This is a genomic window from Streptomyces sp. VTCC 41912 (genome assembly GCF_045799175.1).
Lineage (GTDB): Bacteria > Actinomycetota > Actinomycetes > Streptomycetales > Streptomycetaceae > Streptomyces > Streptomyces albulus_C.
Genome location: NZ_JBJMAB010000004.1, coordinates 334,700 through 361,380, shown reverse-complemented (window position 1 = coordinate 361,380; position 26,681 = coordinate 334,700). Strand labels below are relative to the sequence as shown.

Below are 26,681 nucleotides of genomic sequence, written 5' to 3'. Positions count from 1 at the left end.
ACGCCCCAGCGTCCGGGCCGCACCGAACTCCCCACGCCATCGGCCGCCCCGTGCCAGGGTGGAGCCGCAAGCAGCCGGTGCACTCGTGGAGGTGGACATGACGCGAACGGAACCCGTAGCCGCCGCGCACGGACTCGCTCAGCACCTCTTCCCCGACGCGCTCACGGTGCTCGTGGGCGGAAGCGTGCTCACCGAGCGGCGGACCAGGACGTCCGACCTGGACATGGTCGTCGTGACCGGTCCGTTGGAGAACCCCCACCGTCACTCGTTGTCCTGGGAGGGATGGCCGGTGGAGGTCCTGGTCCACGACGAGGAGACGTTGGCGGCCTACTGCGCCGACAATCTTGCCCGCCGCTGGCCGGGGATTCCCCGGCTGATCGCCGAGGGGACGCTCGTGAGCGACCGCACCGGACTGGGACACCGCCTCCAGACCGAGATGCGCCGACGCCTGGCCGACGGCCCGACCGCCGCGACCGTCGCCGAACTCGAAGCCCACCGCTACGAACTCACCGACCTCCTCGACGACTTGGCCGGCGCCGACGACCCGGCCGAGCTCGCCTTCATCGCCAGCCGCGTCCTGAACAAGACGGCGCTGCTGGCCCTGCTCGCGGGCCGGCACTGGCAGGGCAGCGGGAAGTGGCTGCTGCGCGAACTGCGCGACCACGACCCGGTACTGGCCGATCGCCTGGCCCACTCGCTCACCGCTCCCCCACGGCTGGCCGGCGTCGCCCGGGAAGTCCTCGACGGCGCGGGCGGACCGTTGCGCGACGGCTACCGGGTGACCGACCCGCGCAGGCCGTGACCCAGGCCGTAACGCACCCCGTGCGGCCGCCCCATACCTCGTCCTGCGGCAGGCCCACCATCGCCCGGTCGACAACCGCACTCGCCGACGGCCACACCCTGCGGCACCGCCCCATCCGGCCGGCAACGCCGCGCGCTGCCGTGCTGCAGCAGCCCGCTGACGTCCTCGGCCGGCCATAAACCAGTTGTCGATCGCCTTCTCCCCCAGGCAGATTGGCATGGGCAGCTGCCGAACCACCGGCCTCCGGGTCGTCATCGCCAGCACCCGGACCGCACGAGATGCCCCACCCCGGGCCCGCCGCCGCCGTCGAACTCCAGCACGCCCACCCACCACCACACCGACCCCTCCCGGGCACCCCGTCCCTCGGCACCGGTCGGCTGCGAGAACACCAGTCGACTCCGAGATCACGGGCCGGTCGCCCGGCCAACCCACCAACCAGCGAAGGGAGTTGATGATGCCCATACAGACCCCGACCGTCCTGGGCGTGCTCACCGAGCCCGCCCGCCCCACCGGGTGGAAGGCCAACCGGCACAAGGTCCTGCTCGTCCTCGGCCTACTGGTCGGCTACTGGATCGGCACCCACGTCCACGACGCCCCGCAGCAGCAACAGTCCCCTCGGCCGGTCTCCACGGCCCCCGCGACGACGGCACCCGACCCGCACCGCACACCCACGGGTCTCGGCGTCGCGCCCTGAGTCCCCGCCGGTGCCATGCCTGCACCGGCGGGGACCTCGTCCCACATCGGGCGCGGCGGCGTCCCCGAAACGGCCGCCCCAGACACGTGGCGAACCCGTTCCGTTCCTGGCCGAGGAGACGTACCGAACAGCCATTCGCCGCCTCAGCCCGTCGGGCCCGCCCCAGGCCGACCATCCTCCTCAGGGAGGGCGTCCGGGGTCCGTTCGCGCAGGAGCCCAACGAAGGCCCTGGCGGCCGGCGAGGCACCGGAGGGCTTCCACAGCGCTTGGATCACGCGAGGTGGAACGCCCGTCACCGGCACGCTCCGCACGGTGGGCATGCGGGCGGCGGAGGCGGCGGACACCAGCGCGGTGCCCAGTCCGCGGGCCACGAGGGGTTCCAGCAAGGTCATGGCGTCGGCCTCGAAGGCGACCTTGCGGGTGACGCCGGCCGCGGCGAACGCGGCGTCGTTGTGGCGGCGGATCCCCGAGCCCGGTGGCATGTCGACCATGGTGCCTGCGGCCAGTTGTGCCGGGGCGACCTCGGCGGCTGCGGCCAGGGGATGGTCGGCCGCGACGATGGCGACGAGGTCCTCGTGGGCGAGGTTGCGGGCGATCAGCCCCCGTGGGGGTTCCGGTGCGTTGGCGTCGACGAACACGAGGTCGCAGCTGTGGTCACGCACCTGTTCCAGCAGGTCGCTCACCAGCCGGGTGCGCAAGGTGACGCGCACCGCCGGATGCCGCTCCTGGTAGGTGGCCAGCAGGTCCGGCAGGTCCACCGCGGCGAGCGGGGTGATGGTGCCGATGTTCAGCGTGCCCCGGAGCTGACTCCCGAGGGCGACCACTTCGCCGCGGGCACGTTCCACCGCGGCCAACGCTTCGCGGGCCGGCCCCAGGAACACCTCACCGGCCGCCGTGACCCGGACGCCACGACTGCCGCGCTCGAACAGCCGGGTACCCAACTCCTCCTCCAGCCGGGCGATCTGGTGGCTGAGCGCGGACTGCACGACGAAACAGCGCTGCGCGGCACGGGTGAAACTGCCGGTGTCCGCGACGGCGACGGCGTAGGTGAGCTGACGGAGTTCCATCCAGGCATCTTGATCCGAGATGGCCTGCATGACAACTGTCTGTTGGACGCATGCGACCAGGGTGGACAGCATGAACGGGCAAGGCGCCCACCGCCCCCCACTCGCCCACTCGCCCACTCGCCCACCACATCGTCTGCCGACCGGCCGCCGGCCAACCACCGTCGTCCGACTCCTCGATCGGGACGGCACCGGGGCCCGCGGACGAGAACCGCTGGAAGGGAGTGCCCCGCCCGTGGCATCCTCCGCAAGTCCGCCCCCCTCCTCCCCCGCTTCCCCAACTTCCCCAGCTGACGGAACCACCGCACCGCACAAGGAAGTTGGCGCCGCGGGCCCCGGCAGGCCCGGGCGCCGCACCCTCCTGGTGATGTCCGTGGCCGTGGGACTGTGCGTGGCCAGCAACTACTACGCCCAACCACTGTTGGACACCATCGCCCACGACCTGAGCCTGTCGTCGGCGGCCGCCTCGCTCGTGGTCACCGCCGCCCAGGTCGGGTACGTCCTCGGACTGGTCCTCGTGCTGCCGCTGGGCGATCTGCTCGAACGGCGTCGACTGGTCTGCGCACTCACCCTGGCCACGGCGTTCTCGCTCGCGCTGACGGCGATCGCGCCCAACACCGCACTGCTGCTGATCGGCACCACGTTGACCGGCCTGCTGTCGGTGACGGCCCAGATCCTGGTGCCGTTCGCCGCGGACCTGGCCCTGCCCGAGCAGCGCGGCCGAACCGTCGGGACGGTGATGACCGGACTGGTCCTGGGCATGCTGTTGGCCCGCACCGCCTCCGGGGCGCTCGCCTCCGTCGGCGGATGGCGCACCGTGTACTGGGTCGCCGCGTGCGCGATGCTCGTACTGACCGCAACGCTGCACCGTGTGCTTCCGCAGTACCGTGGCGGCGCGGGCCTGCGCTACGGGCAACTGCTCCGGTCCACCGGCCGCCTGCTGATCGAGGAACCGGTGCTGCGCGCCCGCTCGGCCATCGGCATGCTGGCGTTCGCCTGTTTCAGTGTGTTGTGGACGGCCCTGGCCTTCCTGCTGTCCGGGCCCGACTACCGCTGGTCCGACAGCGAGATCGGCCTGTTGGGACTGGCCGGTGCGGCCGGTGCCGTCGCCGCCCAGGCCGCCGGACGGCTGGCCGACCGCGGCCGCACCACCCTGACCACGGTCGTCAGTGCACTGCTCCTGCTCGGCTCGTGGTGGGCCCTGGCCCTGGGCGCGCACCTCCTCGCCGCGCTGATCATCGGCATCGTGCTGCTGGACCTCGCCCACCAAGGGGTGCACATCACCAACCAGTCACTGATCTACGCCCTGCGCCCCGAGGCCCGCGGCCGCATCACCTCCGCCTACATGACGTGCTACTTCATCGGTGGCGCAGTCGGTTCGGCGCTGGCCGGCGCGGCGCACGCCCAGGCCGGCTGGGACGGGGTGTGCGTGTTGGGTGCCGCCCTGGCCCTGCTGCTCAGCCTCGTCTGGGCGGCCACCAGACGCACGACCGGCGGCGGCGCCCAACAGCCTTGAGGCGTCGCCTGACCGTGAACGGCCCGGCGGCGCCTGGGCCGGGAGGGGGCGGTTACGGCGCGGCAGGCCCCGGCCTGGTGGGGCCGGCGCCGGCGCCCGTACCGTCGGCTCGCCGCTCACCCGCCTCCACATCGCGTGGCGAAACGCCGTTCGCCGGCCCCCGGACGGTTGCGCGGGGGCCGGCGAATGCGGGCGGAAGGTGGTCGGACCTCAGGTGGTGACCTGGTGAACGGTCACCACCCGGTCATGACGGTTCCCAGCGCCAGCGGGGCCAGGAGCAGTGCGAGCACCTTCACGCGCAGGGGGTTGCCACCCCGCCCGGCGTACCGGCAGACCACGAAGGCCGCGACGAGGCCGAGGGGGAAGACGATCGGGACGGTTTCGGTGAGCGGACTGCGGGTTCCCCCCACGTAGGCCGCGGCCCACGAGCCGGCCGCCCCCGCCAGCACCGCGAAGAACACCTTCCCGGCGCTGAACCACTCGCGTTCCATCACGTCGGTCAGTTCGCCGAAGCGTGAGCCGGCGCGCCAACGGCGCACGGCCGTCACGGAGAATGCGATCAGCACGGACATCCCCGCGACGAGGAATCCCCAGCGCAGGATGGACGCCGCCGTTGCCATGGTCATCATGTGAGCCCTCCTCGGTTCCGGCCGGACGGCCGGCGACTACCAGCAGTTCTTGACGACGCCGTCGATGCCGAGGATCTCCGCGGCGATGCCGCCGAGGCCGCCGCCGGCTTCCTCGAAGACCTCCATGATCCCCTTCTTGAAGGTCTTGCCCGCCTTCTTCTTCGAGCGGATCTTGGTGATGACCTTGTTGATGCCACCGAGCTTGTCGATGGCCTTCTTGACCTTGTAGACCTTGGCGATGGCGAAGATGTTCGAGCCGACCGCGAGCAGGATGCCGCGCGAGCAACCGGCCAGGTTGAAGGCGTACAGGACCGGACCGGCGGCCTCGACCGCCTTGATGCCGGCGTGCTCCTCCAGCCACTTCACGGTGGCGTCCTGCCCCTGGGCCAGGACGGACTCGGGGATCTCGTCGATGATGCGCAGGATGTTGGCGAACGCGTCGATCGACGCGTCGTCGAACGGGATGTCGTCGGCGACGTCCGCGGCCGTGACCGGGCGCGGCGCCTGGTGGGACTGGGCCTCCGCGGCGTGTGCGGTCGCGGTGGTCGCGAAGATGCTGGCGGCGGTGACGCCGGCCACGGTCACGGCCATGCGGCGCAGGGCGGTGCGGGACAATATGGAGGCAGACACGCGTGTGCCCTCTCTGATGGTGCTGTGCGTTGTCGTATCGCCGCCCGGAGAGTTCGTTTCGACCCGTACCTCCGGGCGGCGATGGTGATTGTCACTGTCGCCACGTTCACGTAACAAGGCGGAATCCGACGCCTTCCTCCGCAAAAACGCCGCGCCGTCCGTTTTGTTCGGACGGGTGTCGGGGCCCCGACACCCGTCGGGGGTCACGGCAGGCACGCCCGCACGAGGTGGCCGCCGTCGTCGGTCCGTTCCGCGGTCACCGTGCCGCCGAGCAGGGCCGCCCGCTCCCGCAGCCCCACCAGACCGTGGCCCGCGCCGCCCGGCGCGGATGTGGCGCCCGTCGCCGGAGGGCCGTTGTGGACCTCGACGGTCAACTCCCCCACCGGGCGGTCGGCGCCGGCCGTCGCGGTGAGCGTGACCGTGACGCGGGAGCCCGGAGCGTGCTTGGCGGCGTTGGTCAACGACTCCTGCACCGTCCGGTACGCGGCGAGTTCTGTCGCGGCGGACCAACGGGCGTCCGACGGCAGCCGGGAGTCCAGGTTCACGTCGAGCCCGCTGGACGCGATCAGCGCCGGCAGTTCGGCCAGGCCGGGCGACGGTTCCGGCTCGCTCGGACTGCGCAGGACGCCGAGCATGTCCCGCAACTCGTCGAGAGTGGTGGAACTCAACGCACTGATCCGTTGCCCGGCTTGTCGCGCATCGGCGTGGTCGGCGGTGAGGGAGAGCACCCCGGCCTCGACGGAGATGAGGTTGACGTGGTGGGACACCGCGTCGTGCATCTCCCGGGCCAGGCGCGCCCGTTCGGCGGCCACGGCTTCCTGCGCCACGAGCAGCCGCTCGCGCTCCCGGCTTTCGGTGAGTTCCCGCACCCGCAGCGACAGTTCCCCCCTGATCCGGGCCAGCCGCCCCAGCGCCAAGGGTCCGGCGCTGAAGAGCCCCGGTCCCAGCAAGGCCGTCACCCAGTGGGACATCGACCAGTCCCGGATCTCCTCACACCACGGGATCGCGGCGACGAGGAACATCAGCAGTGCGCAGGCGTACACCACCAGCCGGTTGCCGAGCACCGCGGCCGCCGTGCTCAGCGCGAACATCGGCGCGAGCCACAGGTAGCCGGTGACGGCGGCCGGAAGGGCGGCGAGCACGGCCGCCAGCGGCCAGCGCCGGCGCACCGTCAGCAACGCCACGGCCAACAGGTACGTGCACCGTGCCCCCACACCGACCTCGTCGACCACGGTGAACAGTTCCACCGTGGCGGAACCGAGCACGGCCCCTTCCACCAACCACCTCGGCGGACGCCTCATCGCCGCACCACTACCCCTGCGACGCGCCAGCCGGGGCGGACGGCGTCGCACCTGCCTGGCCCCGCGACTGCTCCGGGACGCGGGCGTCCAGGCTTTGCGCGAGCACCGCCGCCTGGATCCGGTTGGCCACGCCGAGCTTGGCCAAAATGGCGCTGACGTGGTCGCGCACCGTCGTCTTGCTGAGGAAGAGCCGCCGACCGATCTCCTCGTTCGACGCCCCCGTGGGCAACAGCCAGAACACCTCGCGCTCCCGCTCGGTCAGGGCCGCGTACCCCGGAGCGGCGGCACTCACCGCCGCCTGCGCGGGCCGTGGAGCCGCGTGGATGGCGCGCGTGACCCGTGCGGACAGGGCGCTGCCGCCCGCGGCCAGGAGGTGGACACCGGGAATCAACTCGTCCAACGCCCGGTCCTTGAGCAAGAAGCCCGACGCCCCCGCGGCCAGCGCCCGCACGACGTTGGCGTCGCTGCCGAACCCCGTCAGCATGGCCACGAGCGGCGGCTCCGCCAAGGCACGCAGCTCCTCCAGCACGGCGACCCCGTCGACATCGGGCATGTGGATGTCGACCAGCGCCACGTCCGGGCGATGCCGCAGCGCGGCGGCCACTGCTTCGCCCCCGTCGCACGTCGCACAGACACGGATGTTCTCGTCGGTTTCCAAGATGCGCTGAAGACCGCCGCGCATCAACGGTTCATCATCGACGACCATGACGTCCACCCTGGTCAAAGTCCCGCCGCCCCCATGAATTCCGGAATAACGGATTCAGGTTAACCGACCGTTCTGCACGCCTTACCCCCACCAAGTCACACCCCGGCCGGTTCCCTACTGGTCGAACTCCCGGCAGATACGTCTGCGGCGCGCCTGCGGGCTCGTGCGCCGGACAAGTGCCTGGCCTGGCGATGGTGGGACCCGGCCGCCCGTACACCGAAGTGGGGTGGGTATGAGCGCAGGACGACAGGACGACGCACCGGGACCGAGGCCACAGGCGTGCCAGCGCGCCCCAAGGTCGGCAGGCCGGGCCGGCTCGATCGTTGGGCGGCGGCCCGGCAGTCGGCTACGCGCGCCTCACCGACCGACCGCCTTGCGGAGTTCTTCCTTGTTCATGTGGGAGCGGCCCTCGATGTTCTTCTTCTTGGCCTCTTCGTACAGCTGGTCCTTCGTGGGGCCCTGCGCACCGCGGTGACTGCGTTCGCCGCCTCGTTCGTAGGCGGACTTGGGGTCCCGGAGGGACGTCCGGCTGGCGGTCTTGGCTTCTCCGGCGCGGGCACGTTCCTTGTTCACGGTGCGCGCGGCGATCTCCTTCGCACGCCTTTCGGGCATGCCGCGCTCTTCGGCCTGCTCCTTGATGTGCTCGTACTGCCGCTCGCGTTTCCTGCTCGAACCTGCCGGCATGGTGCCTCCCCTCATCGATGGCGGTGCGTGCCGCTTCGACGCGGCGGTGCGCGGACACCGCGCGAAGCCGGCCGCTCCTCTCCAGTTCACCCCGTTCTGCCGCCGGGCGCGATGCGGGGCCGGGACGTCCAGGCGCACTCGGCTGCTCACCTCGCGTGATGTCGGCGCGGTCCGAGGCTAGGGCGTCACCGCGACCGGCGGCTCGACCAGGCCCCTCCGGCGCCCTGCCCTCAGAGCCCCCCGACCTACCGCCTACCACCTACCGCGCCGTCTCCAGGAATTCGAGCCGGTTGCCCACGGGGTCCTCGGAGTAGAAGCGCTTGTGGCCCGGCAGGTCCTCGTCCCAGACGACCTGGGCACCGCGTGCCTCCAGGCGGGCGGCGTACTCCTCGATCCCGGTCACGCGCAGCCCCGGGTGGGCCTTCTTCGCTGGCCGGAAATCCGCCTCGATGCCCAGGTGGAGCTGGACCGGGCCGGCCTGGAACCAGCAGCCGCCGCGCGCCGCGAGGGCCGGGGGCTTGGGGACCTCCGTCATGCCGAGCACGTCCCCGTAGTACCTCCGCAACCGGTCCTCGCTGCCGGGCGGGGCGGCGAGCTGCACATGGTCGACAGCCACGAGCATGGCTTCTCCTTCTCGACGGCAAGCGCGACGAACTCACGGCCCCGGGCACAGATCGGGCCATCCATCCTGACTTCATCGGAACCGCCCGCCAACCCCTCGGCGAACGGTTCGGACCACGAGCGCCGGATCGCCGAACTGCGGGCGGGCGGGACCGGCTTCGACTTCCGCCCGTTCCGCGCCTCCCGGCGACACCGCGGGGCAGACCGTTTCCTTCTCCGCGGCTCGGCCGTTGGTCCGGGTGTCAATTGTCGCCCCTGTCCGCGAAAGGACAATGATGCGCCCGTTCCACCGCATTGCCCTCGGTGTCAGTAGTTTTGCTCTGGCCCTCTCCCTCCCTGCTGGTGTGGCGGCCGCCGCGAGCGGCTCGTTCGCGTGGGTGGGGCCCAACGGCAAGACGTACGCGCTGAAGAACCCGCCGGAAAACAAGTGCCTCGACATGAGCCAGACGGCGCGCGGCGCGCGCAACGCGACGAAGAAGCCGCTCGCGGTCTACAACGGCAAGCGCTGCCGGGGCCACTTCACGCAGCTCGCCCCGGGACAGGCCGCGCCGGCGGGCGCGCGCTTCGCCAGCGTCATCTTCAATCCGCACTAGGACGGGTTCCGCGAAGTGGTGGCGACGTGGCCGGTGGGGCCCGTCGCCACGGCTTCACCGACCGGGTGGCGTCGTGTGGCCGTCGCCCGCCGGTGCGTTGACGGTGCCGGTGCGGCCGGCCAGGCGCGGGAAGAGCGCTTCGGCGTTGGTCCGGTTGATGGCGTCGGCCTGGCCGGGGGCGTAGTCGGGGTAGGTCTCCAGGTAGGTGTTGTAGTAGGTGCCCGCTTCTTGGGGTGCGAAGGGCCAGTCACTGCCGTAGAGGACGTGGCCGGGTTCGGCGAAGGCGAGCAGGGCGGGCAGGGCGCTGGGGCTGGCGGACAGCGCGGTGTCGAAGTAGAAGCGCTTGAGGTCGCGCAGCACGGCGTCGGAGTCGCGGTCCGGGTCCACGGCGAGCGGAGCCAGGCCGGAGAAGCGGTAGGCGGCGTAGGGCAGGAAGCCACCGCCGTGGGAGAGGATCACCCGGACGTTCGGGTAGCGGTTCATGACGCCGTTGAGCACCAGGTTGAGGGCGGTGCGGGTGGTGTCGAAGACGAAGTCCGCCAGGGGGGCCGGGGTGCCGGGGAGCAGCGGCATCGGGGGCTGCGCGGGGTGGACGAAGACGTTGGCGTGGCGCCGGTCGAGTTCGGCCCACAGCGTCTCGAAGTCGGGGTCGCCGAGGTAGCGGCCGTGGGCGTTGGACATCAGCACGACCCCGTCGGCGGCCAGGACGTCGAGCGCGTGCACGGCCTCGGCGACGGCGGCGTCGGCGTCGGGCAGGGGGACGCTGGCGAAGTGGCCGAAGCGGTCCGGGCGGTCCTTGGCGAGTTCGGCGGTGTACTCGTTGACGGCGCGGGCGGGGTCTCGGGCGTCGGCGTCGCCTTCGCCGTCGAGGTGGACGCCGGGCGCGGTGACCGAGAGCACGCCGGTGGCGATGCCCTGCTGGTCCATCATCGCGAGGGCGCTGTCGGCGCTCCAGGCGGGGACGGCCCAGCCGCCGGAGTCCAGGCCGCGCGCGGCGAGGGCGTCGGCCCAGACCGGCGGGACGATGTGCTGGTGGACGTCGATGCGGGCGGGGAAGTTCATCGCCAGCTCCTTAGCTCTCTAGTTGTTAGCTTGCTAAGCATTTCATTGAGTAAGCTAACAATCATGCGAGAGGCAAGCAAGCACGAGGTCGTGGACGACCGGGCCCCCACCCCCGACGAAAGGGGCGTCGAGGAGCTGGCGCGCGCCGCTGACCAGCTCTTCTATGCCATGCGGCGGTCGCGGACCGCCACCGTCGGGCGGTCCTCGGCCGGGCTGTCCATGGCGCAGCTGGCGCTCCTCGACCCGCTGGCCGACGACGTCCGGAGCGAGGGGCTGACCGTCAGCAGGCTCGCCTCCCACGCCGACGTCAGCGTGCCGACCGCGACCCGGATGCTCAAGCAGCTCGAAGCCACCGGCGTGGTCACCCGGCGCCGCTCCGACCTGGACGAACGCCAGGTCCTGATCCGCCTCACCGAGGACGGCGCCGGCCGGCTCGCCGCCATGCGCACCGAGCTGCGGGCCCGGCAGTCGCGCGCCCTGTCCCGGTTCACGCCCGAGGAGCGCCGCGTCCTCACGACGCAGCTGCACGAACTCGCCGAGCTGATCACCGACTCGATGCCCGGACCGAACCGGTAGGCCCGGGCCGGCACGGGTCCGGGTGCGCGTGCGGCGCGATCCGGCGCGCGCCACAGTGGAGGTGCGGCACGACATCCGGCATCCGATGGGAGGCGGGCGGACCGTGAGCGGCGACGACGCGCTGACCACGTACCGGGGCAGGCGGCACTTCGACCGGACCGGCGAGCCGCGGGGCGGGCGGGCCCCCTCCGAGGACGCACCGCACTTCGTGGTGCAGATCCACGACGCCAGCACCCTGCACTTCGACTTCCGGCTGGAGGTCGACGGCGTACTGAAGTCCTGGTCCGTGCCGAAGGGCCCGTCCGCCGATCCGCACGACAAGCGGTTGGCGATGCCCACGGAGGACCATCCGCTGGAGTACCGGGAGTTCGAAGGCGTCATCCCGGCGGGCGAGTACGGCGCGGGCGCCGTGATCGTCTGGGACGAGGGCAGCTACCGCCCGTTGCCGGGGCGCAAGGACCGCGGCCGCACCTTCGGCGAAGCCCTGGAGCGCGGCCACGCCTCCTTCTGGCTCGACGGGAGCAAGCTGCACGGCGGCTACGCGCTCACCCGGTTCCGCGGCGGTGGCGCCGGAGAGCGGGAAGCCTGGCTGCTGGTCAAGGAGAACGACGAGCGGGCCGGGGACCACGGCGCGCCCGACGCCCGACGGGCCCGGTCCGTGCTCAGTGGTCGGACCCTCGGACGCGTGGTCGCGGAGGCGGCCGGGGGCGCGGCAGACCGCTAGCGCGCGAGTGGCGGGCCGCGCCGGCCGCGTGGGGATCGTCGTCTCAGTAGCCGCCCAGCAGGGTCCGCACCCTGCGCAGGGTGTCGGGGCCGGCTGTGCTGTGCCAGCGCGCCGGATCGGCGGGGCGCCGTCCCCACAGCAGCAGGACGCGTACGGCCGCGTCGCTCTCGATCGTGGCGGGCCCTTCGGGGGCGGCGAGCCGGATGCGGGCGCCGTCCGCGTCGGCCACCACGACGACGTCGGCCGTGCCCGGCGTGCGCAGGCGCCCCTCGACCCGGCCCGCGGGGCCCAGGTCGAGACCGGTGCGGCCCCGTTTCAGCAACGGTCGACCGACCGACACCACGCTGTGCTCCGTCATCCACGGCTCGCTGAGCGCCTGCACGGCGGTGCGGTCGTCGCCGGTCAGGTCCCAGCGGTGCAGGATGAGTTCCTCTCGAAGGTGCTCCGCGAAGAAGGGCACCTTCACGACCCGGCCGGTCCACTCCACCTCCGTGTCCGGCGAGAGGTCCCGTGCGGCGGCCGCGGCGACCTCGGTGAGCCGTTCGCAGCCGGCGATGAACGCCGCCCACAGGTCGGCGTCGGACATCCGCCGGTAGGGCTCCTCCCGTTCGAAGCCCCGGGTCGCCACCGGTGTGCCGGCGAGGAACGCCCCGAGGACCCGGGCCAGTTCCTCGGCGTTGCCCGTTTGGTGGGCCAGGACGTCGCGCACCGTCCACGCCTCGCACCAGGTGCCGTCGTCGGGCCTACGTGCCTGGACGGCGTGGAGGAACGGCGCCAGTTCCGGCAGGGTGTCGTCGACCTTTGAGGGGATCATGGGCCATGGGTATCCGGACGGGAGCCCTGGGCAAACCACCCGCGTCGGACAGGGCACCGGTGCCGTGCCGTGGTGCGCGGAGTGCGGAGTGCGGCATGTGCGCGACGACGCGCATGGTTCCTGGCCGGGATGGCGTTGCTCGCCGTGCTGGTCGTCCGAGGTGGTGGCGACGGACGCGCGACGCTCCGGCGCGGGCGGGCACGGGCCGACCGGTCAGCGGGGCGCCGCCGCCCGCACCTCTTCGGCGATCGTCCGGTCCAGCGCGACGCGCACCAGGGCGGAGGCGAACGCGGCGGCCCGCCCCTCAGGGACCAGTCGCGCGAGCTTTCCCGGATCGTCCGGCAGCCCCAGCCGGTCCGCGCCCTGCACGGCCTTGGGGTCGAGGAACGGGGCGTACTCCGACCAGACGCCCTGCACTTCGCGCAGGAAGATCGCGGATCCGGTGGGGCCGACGCCCGGCAGTTCCCGGAGCAGCCGGCGCAGTGCGTCGGCGTCGCCGGCGGCCGTCTCCCGCATCCGCCGCAGATCGCCGCCGTACCTGTCCAGGAGCAGTTCCGCACCCTCGCCGAGTCGGGTGGCGGTGCTCTCGTCGTAGCGTCGGTACCCGCCCGCGTCGAGGGCGTCCACGCGCTGCTGCCAGGTGGCATCGCGCATGCGGCGCGGGGTGCTCAGTCCCGCGTCGCGCAGTGCCCGCAGCGTGGCCACGGCGACCGATGCGCGCATGCGGGTGCCGAGCAGATCGGCCAGCACCGCGAGTTGGTAGTGCGGCTGCGGGGTGTTCCGCAGGAGGATGCCGCTCTCCGCCGCGTACGTCTCGCCGTGGCGTTCCAGCAGGACCCGGACGAGTTCCCGTTGGCGGGTACCGGATGTGCCGCTCATTGCCGCCCTCCACGCAGTGTGCCGGACCTTCCGCCCGCCCCCCCACCCCACCGACGCCGGGACCCGCTCGCGGCCCGGCCCCTGACCCGCGGCCCGCCTCCGCCAGTCCGCGGCGCCGCGAGCCCGGCGCCGGCTCTCCCGGGTGATCCCGCGCGACGCGTCATGTCCCGTCAGGGCGCGGGCCGCCCCGGGCTGGAACGCCTGGGCGTGCACAGCGCAGGCCGGGCGTCCGCTGACGCGGTACGTCCGGCCCGTGCTGCGGGATGTCAGTGTTGGGGGTGGGGGTGTGCGTGGAACAGGGACCGCCGGTGCTTGGTGGTCGTGCCCCGGGTGAGTCGACCGGCCGTCATGCGCAGTTGGATGGCGTGGACGACTTCGACGGCCCCCAGGACGATGGCCATGATGCCCACGACCACGGTCAGGGCGGCGATCGATCCGAACGGCGAGACGATCAGCACGATGCCTGCCAGCAGGGTGATGATGCCGAGGAAGAGCTGCCAACCACGCGCGGGCATCTCGGGGGACGATCCCGCGGCCGCCGTCATCATGATGCCGCGCAACAACCAGCCGAAGCCGATCCAGAGGGCGAGCAGCAGGATCGACTGAAGCGTGCCGCGGAAGCAGATGAGTCCGAGCAGGAGGGAGAGCGCGCCCGTGATGAAGTTCAGGGCACGCAGGTGTCCGGGCACGTGCACGCCGAACGCCGCGGCCAGTTGGAAGACGCCGCTGACCACCAGGAAGATGCCGAAGACGACTCCGACGACGTGCAGGGTCCGGCCCGGCCAGGCCAGGACGACGACGCCGAGGGCGATCGACGCCAGGCCGATGGTCAGCAGGGCCTGCCAGCCGAGGTTCACCATGGCGCCCAGCGCTTCGCCAGCGGGGCCGGTTGGTTGGGCGTGGGGCTGGCTGTTGCCCGAAGATGCTGAGGGTGATGTCATGCCGCCCACCTTTCTCATGGACCAGCACGGTCGGGTCACGTCATGTCCATCGTCACCCCATCGGCCCCGTACCGCTCGCGGGGAAGGCCGTCCCAGGCATGGAAGCCCCCACTCGCGGTGTCCGGGCGCCCCGCCGGAGGGCGCAGCGTGCCCGCGCGACTCCGGACCGTGGTCGTGACTCCAGGCACCCATCGTCGTGACGCCGGGCGGCCGGGGCAGGCGCCGCGCGCCGTTCCGCGGGACTCTGGAGTTCAGGACGGCCAGAGCCGTACGGGAAGTGAGCCCACGCTGTTGGCGACGAAGCCGGCGTGACGGGGCAACGCCTCTTCGGGGACGGCGAGTTCCAGATCGGGGAAACGGCGGAAGAGCCGCTGGAGTGCGGTTTCCGCCTCCAGACGGGCCAGCGGTGCTCCCAGGCAGTAGTGGGCGCCGTGCCCGAGCGAGAGGTGGCGCACCGCGTCGGGCCGAGCGGGCCGGGTGGCGTCGAAGCGGTCGGCGTCCGGGCCGTGGGCGGCCGGGTCCCGCCCGGCGGCGGAGTAACCGGCGAGCACCGGGGTGCCCTTCGGGATGACCGTTCCGTCCAGGGTCAGGTCCCGCACGGGATAGCGGAACGGGAAGCAGCTGACGGGCGCGTCCCACCGCAACGTCTCCTCGACCACGTCGCCCCAGGTCACCCGCTCGCTGAGCGCGAGCTCCAGTTGGTCGCGGTGGCCGCACAGGGCCCGTACGGCGTTGGTGATCAGGTTCAGTGTGGTGTCGTGCCCCGCGACGATCATCAGCAGGAGCGTGCCGATCAGCTCCGGCCCGCTCAGCTGGTCGCCGTCGTCGTCCCGGGCGGCGATGAGCGCACTGGTGAGGTCGTCCCCGGGGTGTCGGGCCTTGGCGGCGACGAACTCGCCGATGACGGCGGCGAACTCGTGGTTGGCGGCGATCGCCCGCTGTGACCCGATGTCGGTGGTCACGACCTCCACGGACAGCTCGTGGAGCCGGTCGCGGTGGGCGAGGTCCACGCCGAGCAGTTCGCTGATGACCCCCATCGGCAACGGCAGTGCGAAGTGACGGCGCAGGTCGGCGACTCCCCCATCGGCCCGGGCGGCCCCGGCCAGGTCGTCGAGCAGGGAATCCGTCAACTCCTCTACACGGGGCTGGAGTTCGGCCACCCTCCGGGCCGTGAAGGAGTGACTCACCAGCGACCGCAGACGCCGGTGATCCTCGCCGTCCGCGGTGGTCATGCTCCGCACCGTCGCGAAGGTCCGCAACGGCCAGCCCTCGGGGATCCCGCCCTCGCTCAGGGCGGTGAAGTGCCTGGCGTCCTTGGCGACGTCGGGGTGGCCGAGGAACTCCTTGAGCGCCGCCTGCCCGAGCACGGCCATCCCCTCGATCTCCCCGGGCAGCACCACGGGCGCGACGGCACCGCGCGCGAGCAGTCGGGCGTTGTCGGCGTGCGGGCAGCCGCCGGCAGGATCCATGCGGTGCGGCGGCCCGACGGGGGCGATGTCCTCCACCTGGTGACTCCTTTTCGACTGGCCGGTCATGACGCCGTCTCAGGAGCAGATTAGGGGAGGCTGGTGTCGCTGTGGAGTGGGCGGCAGAGTCGGTGCGGGTGGGCCGGGGAGGCCGGCATCGGCGGGTGATCCGGTGTCGTCCGCCCCTGGGACGGGTGGGCGCCGGGCTCGCCCCCGACCCGCCGGTCCGCTCCCCGGGCCGGCGAAACCACAGTTCATCAGGGGTGCGTCAAGAGGGGCGGGCGCTTGTTGCGGGCCGCTGGTGCATGGCCTTCGATGGGGCTGTGAACGGTGTCCGGCTTCTTTTCGATCACCCGCCCCATCCCCAGGGTCCGCGGCGCGCTGCGCGTCGCCTGAGGACGTCCAGGGCCTGCTGACACCCGTCCCGCGGCCCTGCGGGACGTCGTGGGCGACCGCGGCGGCGTCCTCGCCCCGCGTTCCGTGCGGGAACGGCCTGCCGTTCGCCCCAACTGGGCGGTTGAGGCCGTCCGGTTCGCTGACGAGCCGCCGATCGCGGCCGGTGCGCCATGCGACACCGCGTGAGTCGGCACGCCAGTCTCACCCAACCCACCCGAACCAGCCCCTACGGCCCGTTCGGGCCATGCGACCAGCGCATCGGCCACCACGCCCGGGCGAACCCCGTTCCGTCCGGCGGGCTGGTCCGCGCGCTGCGCGACACCCATGAGGAACTCCTGTGATCGGACTTTCGTCCCGTCAGCTTCCGGACCCGAACGCCTGGTTGGCGGATGGTCCTCCCGGCGCGATCGCGCTGGCGGAACACGCGCTCCTCACCGGCACCGGTCACTGGTGGGCCGACCGGGCGCACGACCCGCGTGCCGTGGTGGTTGCCTGTGCCGACCACGTGCTGTTCCGGGGCGACCCCACGGCGCTCGCGCCGCTCGCACTGGCCAGGTTCGCCGCGCACTACGCCCAGGCACCCGCCCGTTTCCTGCCCCTGCTGGGCAGCGCGTTCGACCTGCTGGTGCCCTGGGAGCGCATGGTGTATCTGTTGCGCGAACCCCAGGCAGTTGTGCGCCCGCCGCGTGGCGTGGCGGTGCGCCGGCTGGTCGCGCAGGACGCCGAGGTGCTGGGCGCGCTGAACGCACCGGGCGTGGACGTCTCCTGGGTCCATGCCAGTTGGGGTGGTCCGGTGGAACTGGCCGCCTCCGGACACTGTTGGGGTGCGTTCCGGGACGGGGGCCTCGTCGCCGTCGCCTGTACGTACTTCCGCGGAACCATGTACGAGGACATCGCCTGTGTGACGCTGCCGGCGCACCGCCGGCAGCGGCTCGCCCTCGCCTGCGTCACCGCACTGTGCCGGGACATCACTGCGCGCGGACACCTGCCGAGTTGGACCTGCTCCCGTGACAACCGCGCCAGTCGCCTGCTGGCCTGGACGGCCGGCTTTCGCCTGGCGGACGAGTACGTGCACTACGCCGTCGGGCAGCCGGTTCGGCCCGCGGTCGGGCTGGTCGGCTGAGCGGCGGTGCCGGCGGCGGCTCGCTGGCACAGGGGAACGGTCAAGGAAGCGTCAGGGATGCCCCTGCTCGCGCAAGAGAAGCGCCAACGACCCCGCGCCGGCCGCGCTGCCGCGCTTTCGATGGAGCGGTGAGGACGTGGCGCGGGTTTCCGTGTCGCGGAGAGCCGTGGCACACGTGGACGTGCCGCGGGACGAGGAATGGGGAGCTGACCGATGAGCAGGCCGGGCGGGCGCGTCGTGGTGGGCGTGAGCGGTTCGCTGGGAAGTCTGACCGCTCTGCATCGGGCCGCTGCCGAGGCCCGCGTCAGGGACGCCGACTTGTGCGCCGTACTGGCCTGGGAGCCGCCGGGCGGCAACATCCCGCACCGCGGCGGGCCCGTGCCGACGTCCACCGCTGCCTGGCGCAGCATGGCGGTCGACCGGCTCACCGAAGCCCTCGACGACGCGTTCGGCAGCGCCGGGCCCGGTGTGCCGTTGGAGCGGATCGTGGTGTGCGGCAAACCGGGGGCGGCCTGGTGGCGGTCGCCGACCGGGTCGAGGACCTGCTGGTCGTCGGGGCCGGTCCGCGCGGCCGGCTGCACCGCGCGATGTGGCCGTCCGTAGGGCGGTACTGCCTCGCACGCTGCTGCTGCCCGGTGCTGGCCGTGCCGCCGTCTCCACTTCACCGCACGCTGCACGCCGTGCACCGCCGCAACGCCTGGAACCTGCCCTTGCGGACCGAGGGGTTGACGGAGAGCCGCTGAGCCGGAGCCCGTCCGGTCGGGCGAGCAGCGGGGTGCGTTCGGCCTCGGCGAGTTCGGGCAGGTCGTCGGCCATCTGTGAGAGCCGGGCCAGGAGGTCCTTCAGGGCGGCCGGGCCGACCGGTGCGGCGCCTCGGTGGCGGAACGGCGCGGGTGCGCAGCGGGGCGCGGTGAGCAGTTCGTCGATGTCGGTGTCGGTGAGGGGTGCGAGGCGGGCGGCGTGGTCGGCCGGGAAAGCGGTGGTGGTGCGGGCGGTTCCGAAGACGACCCTCCGGCCCGCCCGCCCGCCGACCGGCCGGGGCCGGCGGACCGCGGGCCCGTCGGCGCGTTCGAACGGATCGCCCAAGGGCGCGCTCCTGCCCGATCCCTGGCCAAGGGCGCGGTTACCCTGCCCGGACGCTGATCGGCCACCCCGAAACCCCAACCGGCGGCACCCACCCGGCGCCCACCGGCCGTCCACGAAAGGCCCCCTCATGACCGCAGCGCAGACCACCACGCTCGGGCCGGAGAGCGACCTGCCCGACGTCTTCGAACTCGCGCAGCAGCTGCGCGTGGACTCGGTGCGCGCCAGCACCGCCGCCGGCTCCGGACACCCCACCTCAAGCCTGTCCGCGGCCGATCTGATGGCCGTCCTGATGACCCGTCACCTGCACTACGACTGGGACGCGCCCGACAATCCGGCCGGCGACCACCTGGTCTTCTCCAAGGGGCACGCCTCTCCGCTGCTGTACGCGATGTTCAAGGCCGCCGGTGCCGTCACCGACGACGAGTTGATGACGACGTACCGCCGGTTCGGCCACCGTCTCCAAGGCCACCCCACTCCCGTGCTGCCCTGGGTGGACCTGGCCACCGGGTCCCTCGGGCAGGGCATCGCCTACGGCGTGGGTATCGCGCTGGCCGGCCGGGACCTGGAGAAGGAGCCCTACCGGGTGTGGGTGCTGTGCGGGGACAGCGAGATGGCCGAGGGGTCCGTGTGGGAGGCCCTCGACAAGGCCGGGCAGCACCGGTTGGCCAACTTCACCGTGCTCATCGACGTCAACCGGCTCGGCCAGAGCGGGCCCACCGAGCTGGAGTGGGACACCGCCGCCTACGCCCGCCGGGTGGAGGCGTTCGGGTGCCGGGCGCTGGTGATCGACGGGCACGACGTGGCGGAGATCGACCAGGCGCTGACCACGGCGGCGGACGGCCTGGCCCCCACCGTGATCGTCGCCAGGACCGTCAAGGGCCGCGGCGTGGCCGAGGTGGCCGACAAGGAGGGGTGGCACGGGAAGGCGCTGCCCAAGGACCTGGCCGAGCGGGCCGTGGCCGAGCTGGGCGGCATCCGTCACCTGTGCGTGCGCGGCCCCCAACCGCCGGACGCGGTGCCCGCCCCCGTGCCGTCGAGCGGCCCCGTCGAGTTGCCCCGCTTCGACGTCGGCGACGCCGTCGCCACCCGCGTCGCGTTCGGCCGGGCGCTGGCCGCCGTCGGCGTCCGGCCGAACGTCGTCGCCCTGGACGCCGAGGTCGGCAACTCCACCCACGCCGAGGACTTCGCGAAGGCCCACCCCGAGCGGTACTTCCAGACCTACATCGCCGAACAGCAGATGATCGCCGACGCCGTCGGCATGGCCGTGCGCGGCTACCGCCCCTACGCCACCACCTTCGCCGCGTTCCTGACCCGCGCCCACGACTTCATCCGCATGGCCGCCGTCTCCCAAATCACGATGGCGCTGTGCGGCACCCACTGCGGCGTCGAGATCGGCGCCGACGGCCCCTCCCAGATGGGTCTCGAGGACCTCGCCATGATGCGCGCGGTCCACGGTTCGACCGTCCTGTACCCCAGCGACGCCACCTCCGCGGCGGCCCTGACCGCGACCATGGCCGATCTCGACGGCATCTCCTACCTGCGCACCACCCGCGGCGCCTACCCGGTCCTCTACGGCAGCGACGAGGCGTTCCCGGTGGGCGGTTCCAAGACCCTCCGCCACAGCGAAAGGGACCAGGTCACCCTGATCGGCGCCGGCGTCACCCTGCACGCCTGCCGGACCGCCGCCGAACGCCTCGCCGCCGACGGCGTCGAGGCCCGCGTCATCGACCTGTACTCCGTCAAGCCCCTCGACGCCGACGCCCTCGCGCGCGCCGCCCGGGAGACCGGCGCCCTGGTCGTCGTCGAGGACCACCACCCCGAGGGCGGGATCGGAGAGGCCGTCCTGTCGTCGCTCGCCGCCACCGGCGACCATCCCGCCTTCGCCCATCTCGCGGTCACCGACCTGCCGGGCTCCGGCACCACCGACGAGCTCCTCGACGCGGCCGGCATCTCCCACGCCCACGTCGCCCGGGCCGCGCGGGCCCTGCTGCGGTCGTAGTCCCGCACGGCGCCGGTGGCGCGCGGCGGCCCTCAGCGGTGCCTCGCGCCACCGGCGGCGTCGGTGCGCGGTCCGGGCGGGAAATTCACCGCGCGCACACGTTGTGCAGCCTCGTGGAGGCCGGGCCGGAGGGCCGTCATCAGCGGCTTATACTCCCCTGCGGGTCTTCGACGGGTGGGGGTACACACGGCCGTGCAGCAGCTTCGATTGGCTCTCCTCGGCCCGCTCCAGGCATGGCGCGGCGACGTGCCGCTGGCCCTCGGCCCGGTGCGTGAACAGGCGCTGCTCGCGGCGTTGTTGCTCCGCCCCGGCACGACGGCCAGCCGACAGCAGCTCCTCGACGGAGTGTGGGGCACGGAACAGCCCGGGACCGGCGCGAAGGTCCTGCCGGTCTACGTCCACCGACTGCGCAAGTGCCTGGACGGCGCCGGCGGCGGCCCGACGGATTCCGTGATCCTCACGGACCGCGGGGGCTACCGCTTCGTCCCGCGGGACGTGTGGGTGGACGCGGCACGCATGACGGACCTCGCCGCCGAGGCGACGGCGGCGCGGGACGGCGGCGATCCGGAGGCCGCGGCGGATGCCTGGTCCCGGTCGCTGGAACTGTTCCGCGGCGAGCCGCTGGCCGGGATTCCCGGGCCGTTCGCGCAAGGGGAACGACTGCGACTGACGGAGTACCGCCTGGCCCTGGTCCAGGACAAGGTGGACTGCGAGCTGCGCCTGGGCCGGCAGGTCGCCGCGATCGGCGAACTGTTCGCGCTGACGGAGGCGCACCCGTACCACGAGGCGCTGGCCGCCCTGTTGATGCGCGCCCTGTACGTCGGCAATCGGCAGGCCGACGCCCTGGAGGTCTTCGCCAAGGTGCGCCGTCGTCTGGTGGCGGACCAGGGGGCGGAGCCGGGCGCCGAACTGCGGCAGGTGCACGAGGCGGTGCTGCGCGGCGACGACGCGCAGCTGATCGGCACCGCCGTACGGCCGGAGCACCGGCGTCCGCAGGCTGCGCACCCCGTCGGCGCCCGACGGGAACGCCGCGTGCGCAACGAACTTCCGGTCGGCGTGGGGAACTTCATCGGTCGGGACCGGGAGCTCGCGCTGCTCGGCGCGCCGGCGGCCGACGAGGGGGGCGTGACGGTCCGCGCGGTGGACGGCATGGCCGGGGTCGGCAAGACCGCGCTGGTGGTGCGCGCGGCCCGGGCGGGCCGGGAGCGGTATCCGGACGGCTGCCTCTTCGTCGACCTGCACGGGTACCGCGAGGATCGCGGGGCGTCGGGTCCGCAGCGGGTGCTGCGCCGGTTGTTGCGGGCGGTCGGCGCCGACGAGGGCGAGGACTGCGAGGACCTGGACGAGTTGGCCGCCTCCTGGCGGACGGCCACCGCTGGCCTGCGGCTGCTCCTGGTGCTCGACGACGCGTCCGGCGCCGAACAGGTGCGTCCGCTGCTGCCCGCCGGCCCCGGCAGCATGCTGCTGGTGACCAGTCGTCAGCGGCTGACCGGCTTGGACGTGGACCGCAGGGTCTCGCTGGCGCCGCTCGACATGGACGACGCGGTGGGGCTGCTCAGCCGCATCGTGGGCGGCTCGGGGGCCCCGCACGAGGACGGCGCGATCCGCCGGCTGGCCGGCCTGTGCGACCAGCTGCCGCTGGCCCTGCGGATCGCCGGCGCGCGGCTGCAGAACCGTCCGTCGTGGGCGCTGCGCTCCCTGGTGGACCGGTTGGCGGACGACGAGCGGCGGCTCGGCGAACTCTCCGTCGAGGACCGCAGCGTGGAGGCCGCGTTCCAGCTCTCCTACGACCAACTGCCGGTCGCCGCACAGCGTGCGTTCCGGGCCCTGGGACTGTCGCCCACCGTGGAGGTCGACGCGGTGGCGTTGGCCGCGATGCTCGACTGGACGCGGCCGGAGGCCGAGCACGTCCTGACGGGCCTGGTCGATGCGAGCCTCGTCCAGCAGGTGGCGGCCGACCGCTACCGCTTGCACGACCTGGTCGCGGTGTACGCGCGACGGGTCGCGGCCGGGTTCCCCGCGGAGGTCGCGGCGGTCCGGGAGGGGGTGTTCCGGTTGTACGTGGCCGCCGCCCGGCGTTCGAGCGACTGGGGGCCGTCCGCCTTCCCGACCGGTCCGACGCCGGGGAGCGCGCCGTTCGCCGACTGGGAGGAGGCGACGAACTGGCTGGACGCGGTGGGTGCCGAGCTGGTCGACGTGGTCGGGCACGCGGTGGGCGTGGGCAAGCCGGACGAAGCCTGTTGGCTCGCCGAGGGGCTGTTCGACTACCTCACCCGGCAGGGCCGGTTCCACGAGTGCCGCACCACCCTGGAGACGGTACTGCCCCTGGTCACCGTGGTCGCCGACCGACGGATGGCCTCCGAACTCCGCACCTGCCTGGGAATGCTGTACGGCCTGCAGGGCCGGTACGCCCAGGCCCACCCCTGGCTGACGCAGGCCCTGGAGATCAGCCGCAGCTCCGGCGACCTGCTGGAACAGGCCAGAGCCCTGGGCAACCTCGCAACGTTCGCCAACCTCCAGGGCCAGGTCACCGATTCCATGGGCCACTTCGCCGAAGTCGCCGAGATCGTGGCGAAGTTGGACGACGAATGGCTCACGGCCGTGGTCACGGCGACCGTCGGCGACATGCACCACCAGCTGGGTGAGCACGACCGGGCGTACGCGTGCTACACCGAGGCGATCGTCCTCGCCGAGCGGGTCGAAAGCCCGCGGCTGCTCGGCAAGACGCTGCTCCGCCTGGGAATCCTCCATCTCGACCTCGGCCGCACCCGGGACGCCGTCGACGCGTTGCGCCGGGCCGCGGACCTGGCCGTCCGTCTGCGGGACGTGCCGCTCTACGCGGCCGTCCTCGGGAAGTCGAGCACCGCCGAGGCGTGCCTGGGCAACGTGGAGCGGGCGGCCGACCTCGGCCGGCTGGCGCGCGGGGCGTTGAACGGGCAGTTCGACGCGGCGTCCGAGGCGCTTCACACCCGGCTGGTCTGGAACGACGTCGCGGCGGAAGACCTCGCCGGGTCGCGCGAGTTCTTCGAGCGGTCGGTGGCCCTGCCCGATGCCGGCGCCAACCGTGCGCGGATCTCCTCCTTCCTGGACGGCATTCGCCGCCAACGGGACGCACAGGGGCCGGACTCCTAGCCCGCGACGGAATCGGCCCGGCCGCACGCCGTCGGCCGGGCCGTCACGACGGCCCGTGTCGGCCTGCTCCCGCTCGGCATCGGCCTGGCTCCCTCAACGTCTCGGGGCTTTCTCCATCGGACGTCAGCGACGCTAACGGTGACCGTTGACATCGCGATGACACGGCGATGACTTCGCTGGTGGTGCGGCCGTCGGGACCGCGCGCGGCGGCGATGTGCGGGGTGGCGCAGGCGCGGGCGGGCCTCGACTCGTCCGGCTCGGGGTGCCGCGGGCGCGGCGGGGCGGTGTCTGCCGCAGGAGCGGTCGGTCCGGCGATCGCCCGCAGCGGAGATCAGGCTGTGCCCCGTCTGCCGTCGATTGGCCCGACAGGGTGGTGGAGGCACTCGCCGACGCCATGCGCCCCGGGAACGGTGGTGGCGGCTGCTACCTTCGCGAACTGGTTGAGAGCCCCAGGCAATGACGTCGAGGCGGACCATGGTTGTGAGCGGAGGCAACGGTGACTGACGCGAGGGATGTTCCGGACGCGCTGACGGACAACCGCTTCAAACGCCGGAGCTTCCTGGCATCGGCCGCCGTCGCGGCCGCCACACCGGTCGCGGCCGCCGGTGCGGCGCAGGCCGCCGAACTCCCGGTGGACGGGCGGCCCATCGCTCCCGGTCCGGGCTCCGGCACCGTGGGGCGCCTCCTCGCCGTTCCCCAGGAGGCCCGCGGGGTGGCCTGGATCCGGGACTCGCTCCAGGCAGCCGTGGCGCTCGAACTGGCCACCATCCCGCCCTACTTGTGCGCCTGGTGGTCCATCAAGGACCGACGCAGCGAGGCCGCCCGTCTGATCCGGCGCATCGTCGGCGACGAGATGTTCCACTTGGGCCTGGTGTGCAACCTGTTGGTCGCGGTGGGCGGACGGCCGAGGGTCAGGGACGCCGCACCCGACTATCCCGGCCCGCTGCCCGGCGGTGTGCGCGCCGATGTGACCGTGTACCTTGCGGGGCTCAGCAAGGCGTTCGTGCGCGACGTGATGATGGCGATCGAGGAGCCGGAGGCCCCGCTCGCGCAACGTCTGGACAACTCCCTCAGCGTGGGGGTCTTCTACAGCGAGCTGCAGAGGGCGTTCCGCAGCGTGGATCCCGAACTGTCCACGCGGGGGCAGCTGTCCAAGCACATCGGATCGGACGTGCTGCGGCCCGTCGCGAACCTCGACGACGTCGAGTGGGCCATGGAGATGATCAAGGAACAGGGCGAGGGCACCGCCAGTTCCCCGTCCGACACGTTCGAGGACGACCATCCGGCCCACTACTACGCCTTCGGCGAGATCTACCACGGCCGGCGGTTGCGCAAGGACCGGGGCAGGTGGCGGTTCACCGGCGCGCCCGTACCGTTCCCGGAGACCCGCCCCATGGCGCGGGTGCCGGAGGGGGGCTGGCACCGTCCGCCGGAGCACGTGCGGCGCCTGCTGCACCGCTTCGACGCCAACTTCCACGCCGTGCTCAGCTCCCTGGAACGCGCCTGGGACGGCGGCGGCCACCGTGCCCTGGGCACGGCGGTGCACGCCATGCACGGGCTGGGGACTCCCGCGGTGGAGCTGATGGAGATCGAGCGTCCCGACGCCCCGGGTACCTACGGTCCCGAGTTCCGGCCGTTCCCGGACCGGCGCGCCCTCTGACCGGTGTCGCGCAGCGCCCGTGTCGCACCGGCTGCGGCACCGGGCGTTGCCGTGCGGAGGGCGGGGCGCCGGCCCGGCGGTCCGCTCGGCGGTCCGCTCGGCGGTCCGCTCGGCGGTCCGCTCGGCGGTCCGCTCGGCCGTCACCGGCCGCCGGCGAGGCGTCGCTGTTCGAGGTAGATGCCGGTGAAGACGGCGACCTTGGCGCGCAGGACCCACGGGTCGAAGGGCTTGCCGATGTAGTCGACGGCGCCGGCGGCGTATCCGCGCGCGGAGTGCTCGGGGTCGGTGCCCATGGCGGTGAGGAAGACGATGGGCACGTCGTGGGTGCGGGGGCGTCGTTTGATGTGGGCGGCGGTTTCGTAGCCGTCCATGTCCGGCATCTGGACGTCCATGATGATCACGGCGAAGTCGTCGTGGTCGAGCAGGGCCTTGAGGGCTTCGCGGCCCGAGGGGACGGCGACCAGTTCCTGGTCGAGGGTGGACAGGACGGCCGTCATGGCCAGCAGGTTGTCGGGCTGGTCATCGACGATGAGGACCTTGGGCATGGCCCGAGGCACCACGGGTGAGACGGCGACGGCGGCCTGTTGCACGTTTTCGACCGCGTCCAACTGGCGTTCCAGGAGGGCGCAGCGTTGTTCGGCCTCGTCGCGCCGCTTTTGCGCCTCGTGCAACTGGGCGGACAGCCGGGTCACCTCGTCGTGCAGCTGGTCGCGTTCGTGCAGCAGCTCCGTGACGTCGGGGTTGGCCGCGGCCAGGCGTTCGGCCCGCTGTCGTTCCGCGCTCCATTCGGCTTCCAGTTGGTTCAGGCGCACCTCCAGGTCGGCGATGCGGTGCTTGCGGTCCAGCAGGGCGTCACCCAGCGCGTCGCCGCGGGCGGTCGAGCGGCGCGAGACGCGGTCGGCCTCGGCGAGCTGCTGTTCGAGCACCTCGACCGCGTGCCGGGGCGAACCGTTGGTTTCCACCGCCGTCCGGTGCAGCCGCCTCACCAGTTCGATGGCGTCCGGGGTGGCGGCCATACCGCGGTGCTCGGCGACGTCGGTGAAGAGGTCCATCACCACCTCCCACGGCGGGATGCGGGAACCGCCGAGGTAGCGGGAGAACGTGCCGGCGTCGCGCACCCGGCGGGCGGCATAGCGGCGCACCGAGACCTCCAGGCCCTCGAACAGCTCCCGCAGTGCGACGGCCAACGCCCGGGACTCCGGCGTCAGGTGCTCACCGAGCGGGCGCAGCTCACCCACGGATGCTTCCGCCGTTCACCCGTTCCGTGCCCGCCACCGGTCGCCCGGTGGCGGCATCCGGGGCGATGACCCGGTTGCACAGCGGCAGGGCCGTTCCGGCGGCGGCGAGCCCGGCGAGGATGCCGCGCGCCGTTCCGTCGCCGGCCAGCACCGATAACAGGCCGACGCCGACTCCGGCCAGCGCCGCGAGCAACAGCACCAGTGCCGCCCGCACCGACACAAGCGAACGATCCATGCCTGCCCTCCTTCATCCGCCACAGGGCGGTCGGGGGCGGCGGGCCCGGGGTGGGCCGCCTCGCCCTGCGCCACACAATGGCGCCCGGTGAACCCGTTGCGCCAGGCAAC

25 protein-coding genes and 2 pseudogenes are annotated in these 26,681 nt (G+C 72.7%); 12 read left to right on the top strand and 15 right to left on the bottom strand.

Going from position 1 to position 26,681, the window contains the following annotated elements; genetic code table 11:
* Positions 1-97 precede the first annotated feature (97 nt).
* Together ACJ6WD_RS08945 and ACJ6WD_RS08940 are read left to right on the top strand one after the other, a co-directional pair.
* Positions 98-802, top strand: a complete 705-nt coding sequence (locus ACJ6WD_RS08945; protein ID WP_233655522.1) for a nucleotidyltransferase domain-containing protein — start codon at positions 98-100, stop codon at positions 800-802.
* Positions 803-1,256: 454 nt separating this feature from the next.
* The gene (locus ACJ6WD_RS08940; protein ID WP_233655523.1) at positions 1,257-1,496 is read left to right on the top strand and encodes a hypothetical protein; all 240 of its coding nucleotides are present in this window, start codon (positions 1,257-1,259) and stop codon (positions 1,494-1,496) included.
* Positions 1,497-1,639: 143 nt separating this feature from the next.
* On the opposite strand, the gene ACJ6WD_RS08935 is transcribed toward ACJ6WD_RS08940, so the two are convergent.
* Positions 1,640-2,563, bottom strand: coding sequence for a LysR family transcriptional regulator (locus ACJ6WD_RS08935; protein WP_407615456.1), 924 nt, complete (start codon positions 2,561-2,563; stop codon positions 1,640-1,642).
* Between the two features lie 364 nt (positions 2,564-2,927).
* On the opposite strand from ACJ6WD_RS08935, the gene ACJ6WD_RS08930 reads away from it, so the two are divergent.
* Positions 2,928-4,076 carry an MFS transporter gene (locus ACJ6WD_RS08930; RefSeq protein WP_233655525.1) on the top strand — a complete coding sequence of 383 codons (1,149 nt, stop codon included), beginning with the start codon at positions 2,928-2,930 and terminating at the stop codon, positions 4,074-4,076.
* A 233-nt stretch (positions 4,077-4,309) separates the two neighbouring features.
* Here ACJ6WD_RS08930 and ACJ6WD_RS08925 read toward each other — a convergent pair whose 3' ends face one another.
* The 6 genes from ACJ6WD_RS08925 to ACJ6WD_RS08900 all read right to left on the bottom strand — a co-directional run bounded on the left by ACJ6WD_RS08925 (position 4,310) and on the right by ACJ6WD_RS08900 (position 8,648).
* Positions 4,310-4,705, bottom strand: a complete 396-nt coding sequence (locus ACJ6WD_RS08925; RefSeq protein WP_016576121.1) for a hypothetical protein — start codon at positions 4,703-4,705, stop codon at positions 4,310-4,312.
* A gap of 36 nt (positions 4,706-4,741) precedes the next feature.
* The gene (locus ACJ6WD_RS08920) at positions 4,742-5,335 is read right to left on the bottom strand and encodes a hypothetical protein (RefSeq protein WP_331248244.1); all 594 of its coding nucleotides are present in this window, start codon (positions 5,333-5,335) and stop codon (positions 4,742-4,744) included.
* A 203-nt stretch (positions 5,336-5,538) separates the two neighbouring features.
* Entirely contained in the window at positions 5,539-6,600 is a 1,062-nt protein-coding gene (locus ACJ6WD_RS08915) for a sensor histidine kinase (RefSeq protein ID WP_407615455.1), read from the bottom strand.
* A 46-nt stretch (positions 6,601-6,646) separates the two neighbouring features.
* Positions 6,647-7,342 carry a response regulator gene (locus tag ACJ6WD_RS08910; RefSeq protein WP_407615454.1) on the bottom strand — a complete coding sequence of 232 codons (696 nt, stop codon included), beginning with the start codon at positions 7,340-7,342 and terminating at the stop codon, positions 6,647-6,649.
* Between the two features lie 357 nt (positions 7,343-7,699).
* Positions 7,700-8,026: a plasmid stabilization protein gene (locus tag ACJ6WD_RS08905; RefSeq protein WP_331248246.1), complete on the bottom strand. Its 327-nt coding sequence runs from the start codon at positions 8,024-8,026 to the stop codon at positions 7,700-7,702.
* A gap of 259 nt (positions 8,027-8,285) precedes the next feature.
* A complete protein-coding gene (locus ACJ6WD_RS08900; protein WP_376436942.1) occupies positions 8,286-8,648 on the bottom strand; it encodes a VOC family protein in 363 nt (120 codons plus the stop codon).
* A gap of 271 nt (positions 8,649-8,919) precedes the next feature.
* On the opposite strand from ACJ6WD_RS08900, the gene ACJ6WD_RS08895 reads away from it, so the two are divergent.
* Positions 8,920-9,240, top strand: a complete 321-nt coding sequence (locus ACJ6WD_RS08895; RefSeq protein ID WP_044371826.1) for a hypothetical protein — start codon at positions 8,920-8,922, stop codon at positions 9,238-9,240.
* 54 nt (positions 9,241-9,294) lie between these two features.
* Here the strand turns inward: ACJ6WD_RS08895 and ACJ6WD_RS08890 are convergent, their stop codons facing one another.
* Positions 9,295-10,302, bottom strand: a complete 1,008-nt coding sequence (locus ACJ6WD_RS08890) for an amidohydrolase family protein (RefSeq protein WP_407615453.1) — start codon at positions 10,300-10,302, stop codon at positions 9,295-9,297.
* Between the two features lie 63 nt (positions 10,303-10,365).
* On the opposite strand from ACJ6WD_RS08890, the gene ACJ6WD_RS08885 reads away from it, so the two are divergent.
* Positions 10,366-10,878: a MarR family transcriptional regulator gene (locus tag ACJ6WD_RS08885; protein WP_331248248.1), complete on the top strand. Its 513-nt coding sequence runs from the start codon at positions 10,366-10,368 to the stop codon at positions 10,876-10,878.
* A gap of 103 nt (positions 10,879-10,981) precedes the next feature.
* A complete protein-coding gene (locus tag ACJ6WD_RS08880) occupies positions 10,982-11,602 on the top strand; it encodes a DNA polymerase ligase N-terminal domain-containing protein (RefSeq protein ID WP_233655534.1) in 621 nt (206 codons plus the stop codon).
* Positions 11,603-11,645: 43 nt separating this feature from the next.
* On the opposite strand, the gene ACJ6WD_RS08875 is transcribed toward ACJ6WD_RS08880, so the two are convergent.
* From ACJ6WD_RS08875 to ACJ6WD_RS08860, 4 genes are all read right to left on the bottom strand, one after another.
* Positions 11,646-12,416: a maleylpyruvate isomerase N-terminal domain-containing protein gene (locus tag ACJ6WD_RS08875; protein WP_407615452.1), complete on the bottom strand. Its 771-nt coding sequence runs from the start codon at positions 12,414-12,416 to the stop codon at positions 11,646-11,648.
* Positions 12,417-12,629: 213 nt separating this feature from the next.
* Complete coding sequence (locus ACJ6WD_RS08870; protein ID WP_407615451.1) at positions 12,630-13,295, bottom strand: endonuclease; 666 nt, start codon at positions 13,293-13,295, stop codon at positions 12,630-12,632.
* Between the two features lie 266 nt (positions 13,296-13,561).
* The gene (locus ACJ6WD_RS08865; protein ID WP_233655537.1) at positions 13,562-14,236 is read right to left on the bottom strand and encodes an HdeD family acid-resistance protein; all 675 of its coding nucleotides are present in this window, start codon (positions 14,234-14,236) and stop codon (positions 13,562-13,564) included.
* 251 nt (positions 14,237-14,487) lie between these two features.
* Entirely contained in the window at positions 14,488-15,771 is a 1,284-nt protein-coding gene (locus tag ACJ6WD_RS08860) for a cytochrome P450 (RefSeq protein ID WP_407615450.1), read from the bottom strand.
* 509 nt (positions 15,772-16,280) lie between these two features.
* Between ACJ6WD_RS08860 and ACJ6WD_RS08855 the strand changes: the two genes are divergently transcribed.
* From ACJ6WD_RS08855 to ACJ6WD_RS08845, 3 genes and pseudogenes are all read left to right on the top strand, one after another.
* Positions 16,281-16,439, top strand: coding sequence for a hypothetical protein (locus ACJ6WD_RS08855; RefSeq protein WP_407615449.1), 159 nt, complete (start codon positions 16,281-16,283; stop codon positions 16,437-16,439).
* On the top strand, positions 16,436-17,221 hold the full coding sequence (locus ACJ6WD_RS08850; RefSeq protein WP_407615448.1) for a GNAT family N-acetyltransferase: 786 nt from the start codon (positions 16,436-16,438) through the stop codon (positions 17,219-17,221). Before ACJ6WD_RS08855 ends, ACJ6WD_RS08850 begins: the two co-directional genes overlap by 4 nt.
* A gap of 213 nt (positions 17,222-17,434) precedes the next feature.
* Positions 17,435-17,964: pseudogene (locus tag ACJ6WD_RS08845) on the top strand (universal stress protein).
* Between the two features lie 16 nt (positions 17,965-17,980).
* On the opposite strand, the pseudogene ACJ6WD_RS08840 reads toward ACJ6WD_RS08845, so the two are convergent.
* Positions 17,981-18,436, bottom strand: a pseudogene (locus ACJ6WD_RS08840) (acetate--CoA ligase family protein); the annotation flags it as partial.
* Here ACJ6WD_RS08840 and ACJ6WD_RS08835 point away from each other — a divergent pair.
* The 3 genes from ACJ6WD_RS08835 to ACJ6WD_RS08825 all read left to right on the top strand — a co-directional run bounded on the left by ACJ6WD_RS08835 (position 18,435) and on the right by ACJ6WD_RS08825 (position 25,098).
* Positions 18,435-20,306: a transketolase gene (locus ACJ6WD_RS08835; protein WP_407615447.1), complete on the top strand. Its 1,872-nt coding sequence runs from the start codon at positions 18,435-18,437 to the stop codon at positions 20,304-20,306. The pseudogene ACJ6WD_RS08840 and the gene ACJ6WD_RS08835 sit on opposite strands and share 2 nt — an antisense overlap.
* Before the next feature lie 192 nt (positions 20,307-20,498).
* Positions 20,499-23,438 (top strand): AfsR/SARP family transcriptional regulator, encoded by a 2,940-nt coding sequence (locus ACJ6WD_RS08830; RefSeq protein WP_407615446.1) that lies wholly within the window; start codon positions 20,499-20,501, stop codon positions 23,436-23,438.
* 496 nt (positions 23,439-23,934) lie between these two features.
* A complete protein-coding gene (locus tag ACJ6WD_RS08825; protein WP_331248256.1) occupies positions 23,935-25,098 on the top strand; it encodes a ferritin-like protein in 1,164 nt (387 codons plus the stop codon).
* Between the two features lie 140 nt (positions 25,099-25,238).
* Here the strand turns inward: ACJ6WD_RS08825 and ACJ6WD_RS08820 are convergent, their stop codons facing one another.
* Both ACJ6WD_RS08820 and ACJ6WD_RS08815 read right to left on the bottom strand, forming a co-directional pair.
* Positions 25,239-26,336: a PleD family two-component system response regulator gene (locus ACJ6WD_RS08820; protein WP_233655544.1), complete on the bottom strand. Its 1,098-nt coding sequence runs from the start codon at positions 26,334-26,336 to the stop codon at positions 25,239-25,241.
* On the bottom strand, positions 26,329-26,571 hold the full coding sequence (locus tag ACJ6WD_RS08815) for a hypothetical protein (RefSeq protein WP_233655545.1): 243 nt from the start codon (positions 26,569-26,571) through the stop codon (positions 26,329-26,331). The genes ACJ6WD_RS08820 and ACJ6WD_RS08815 overlap by 8 nt, the downstream gene beginning before the upstream one ends.
* Positions 26,572-26,681: the final 110 nt, after the last annotated feature.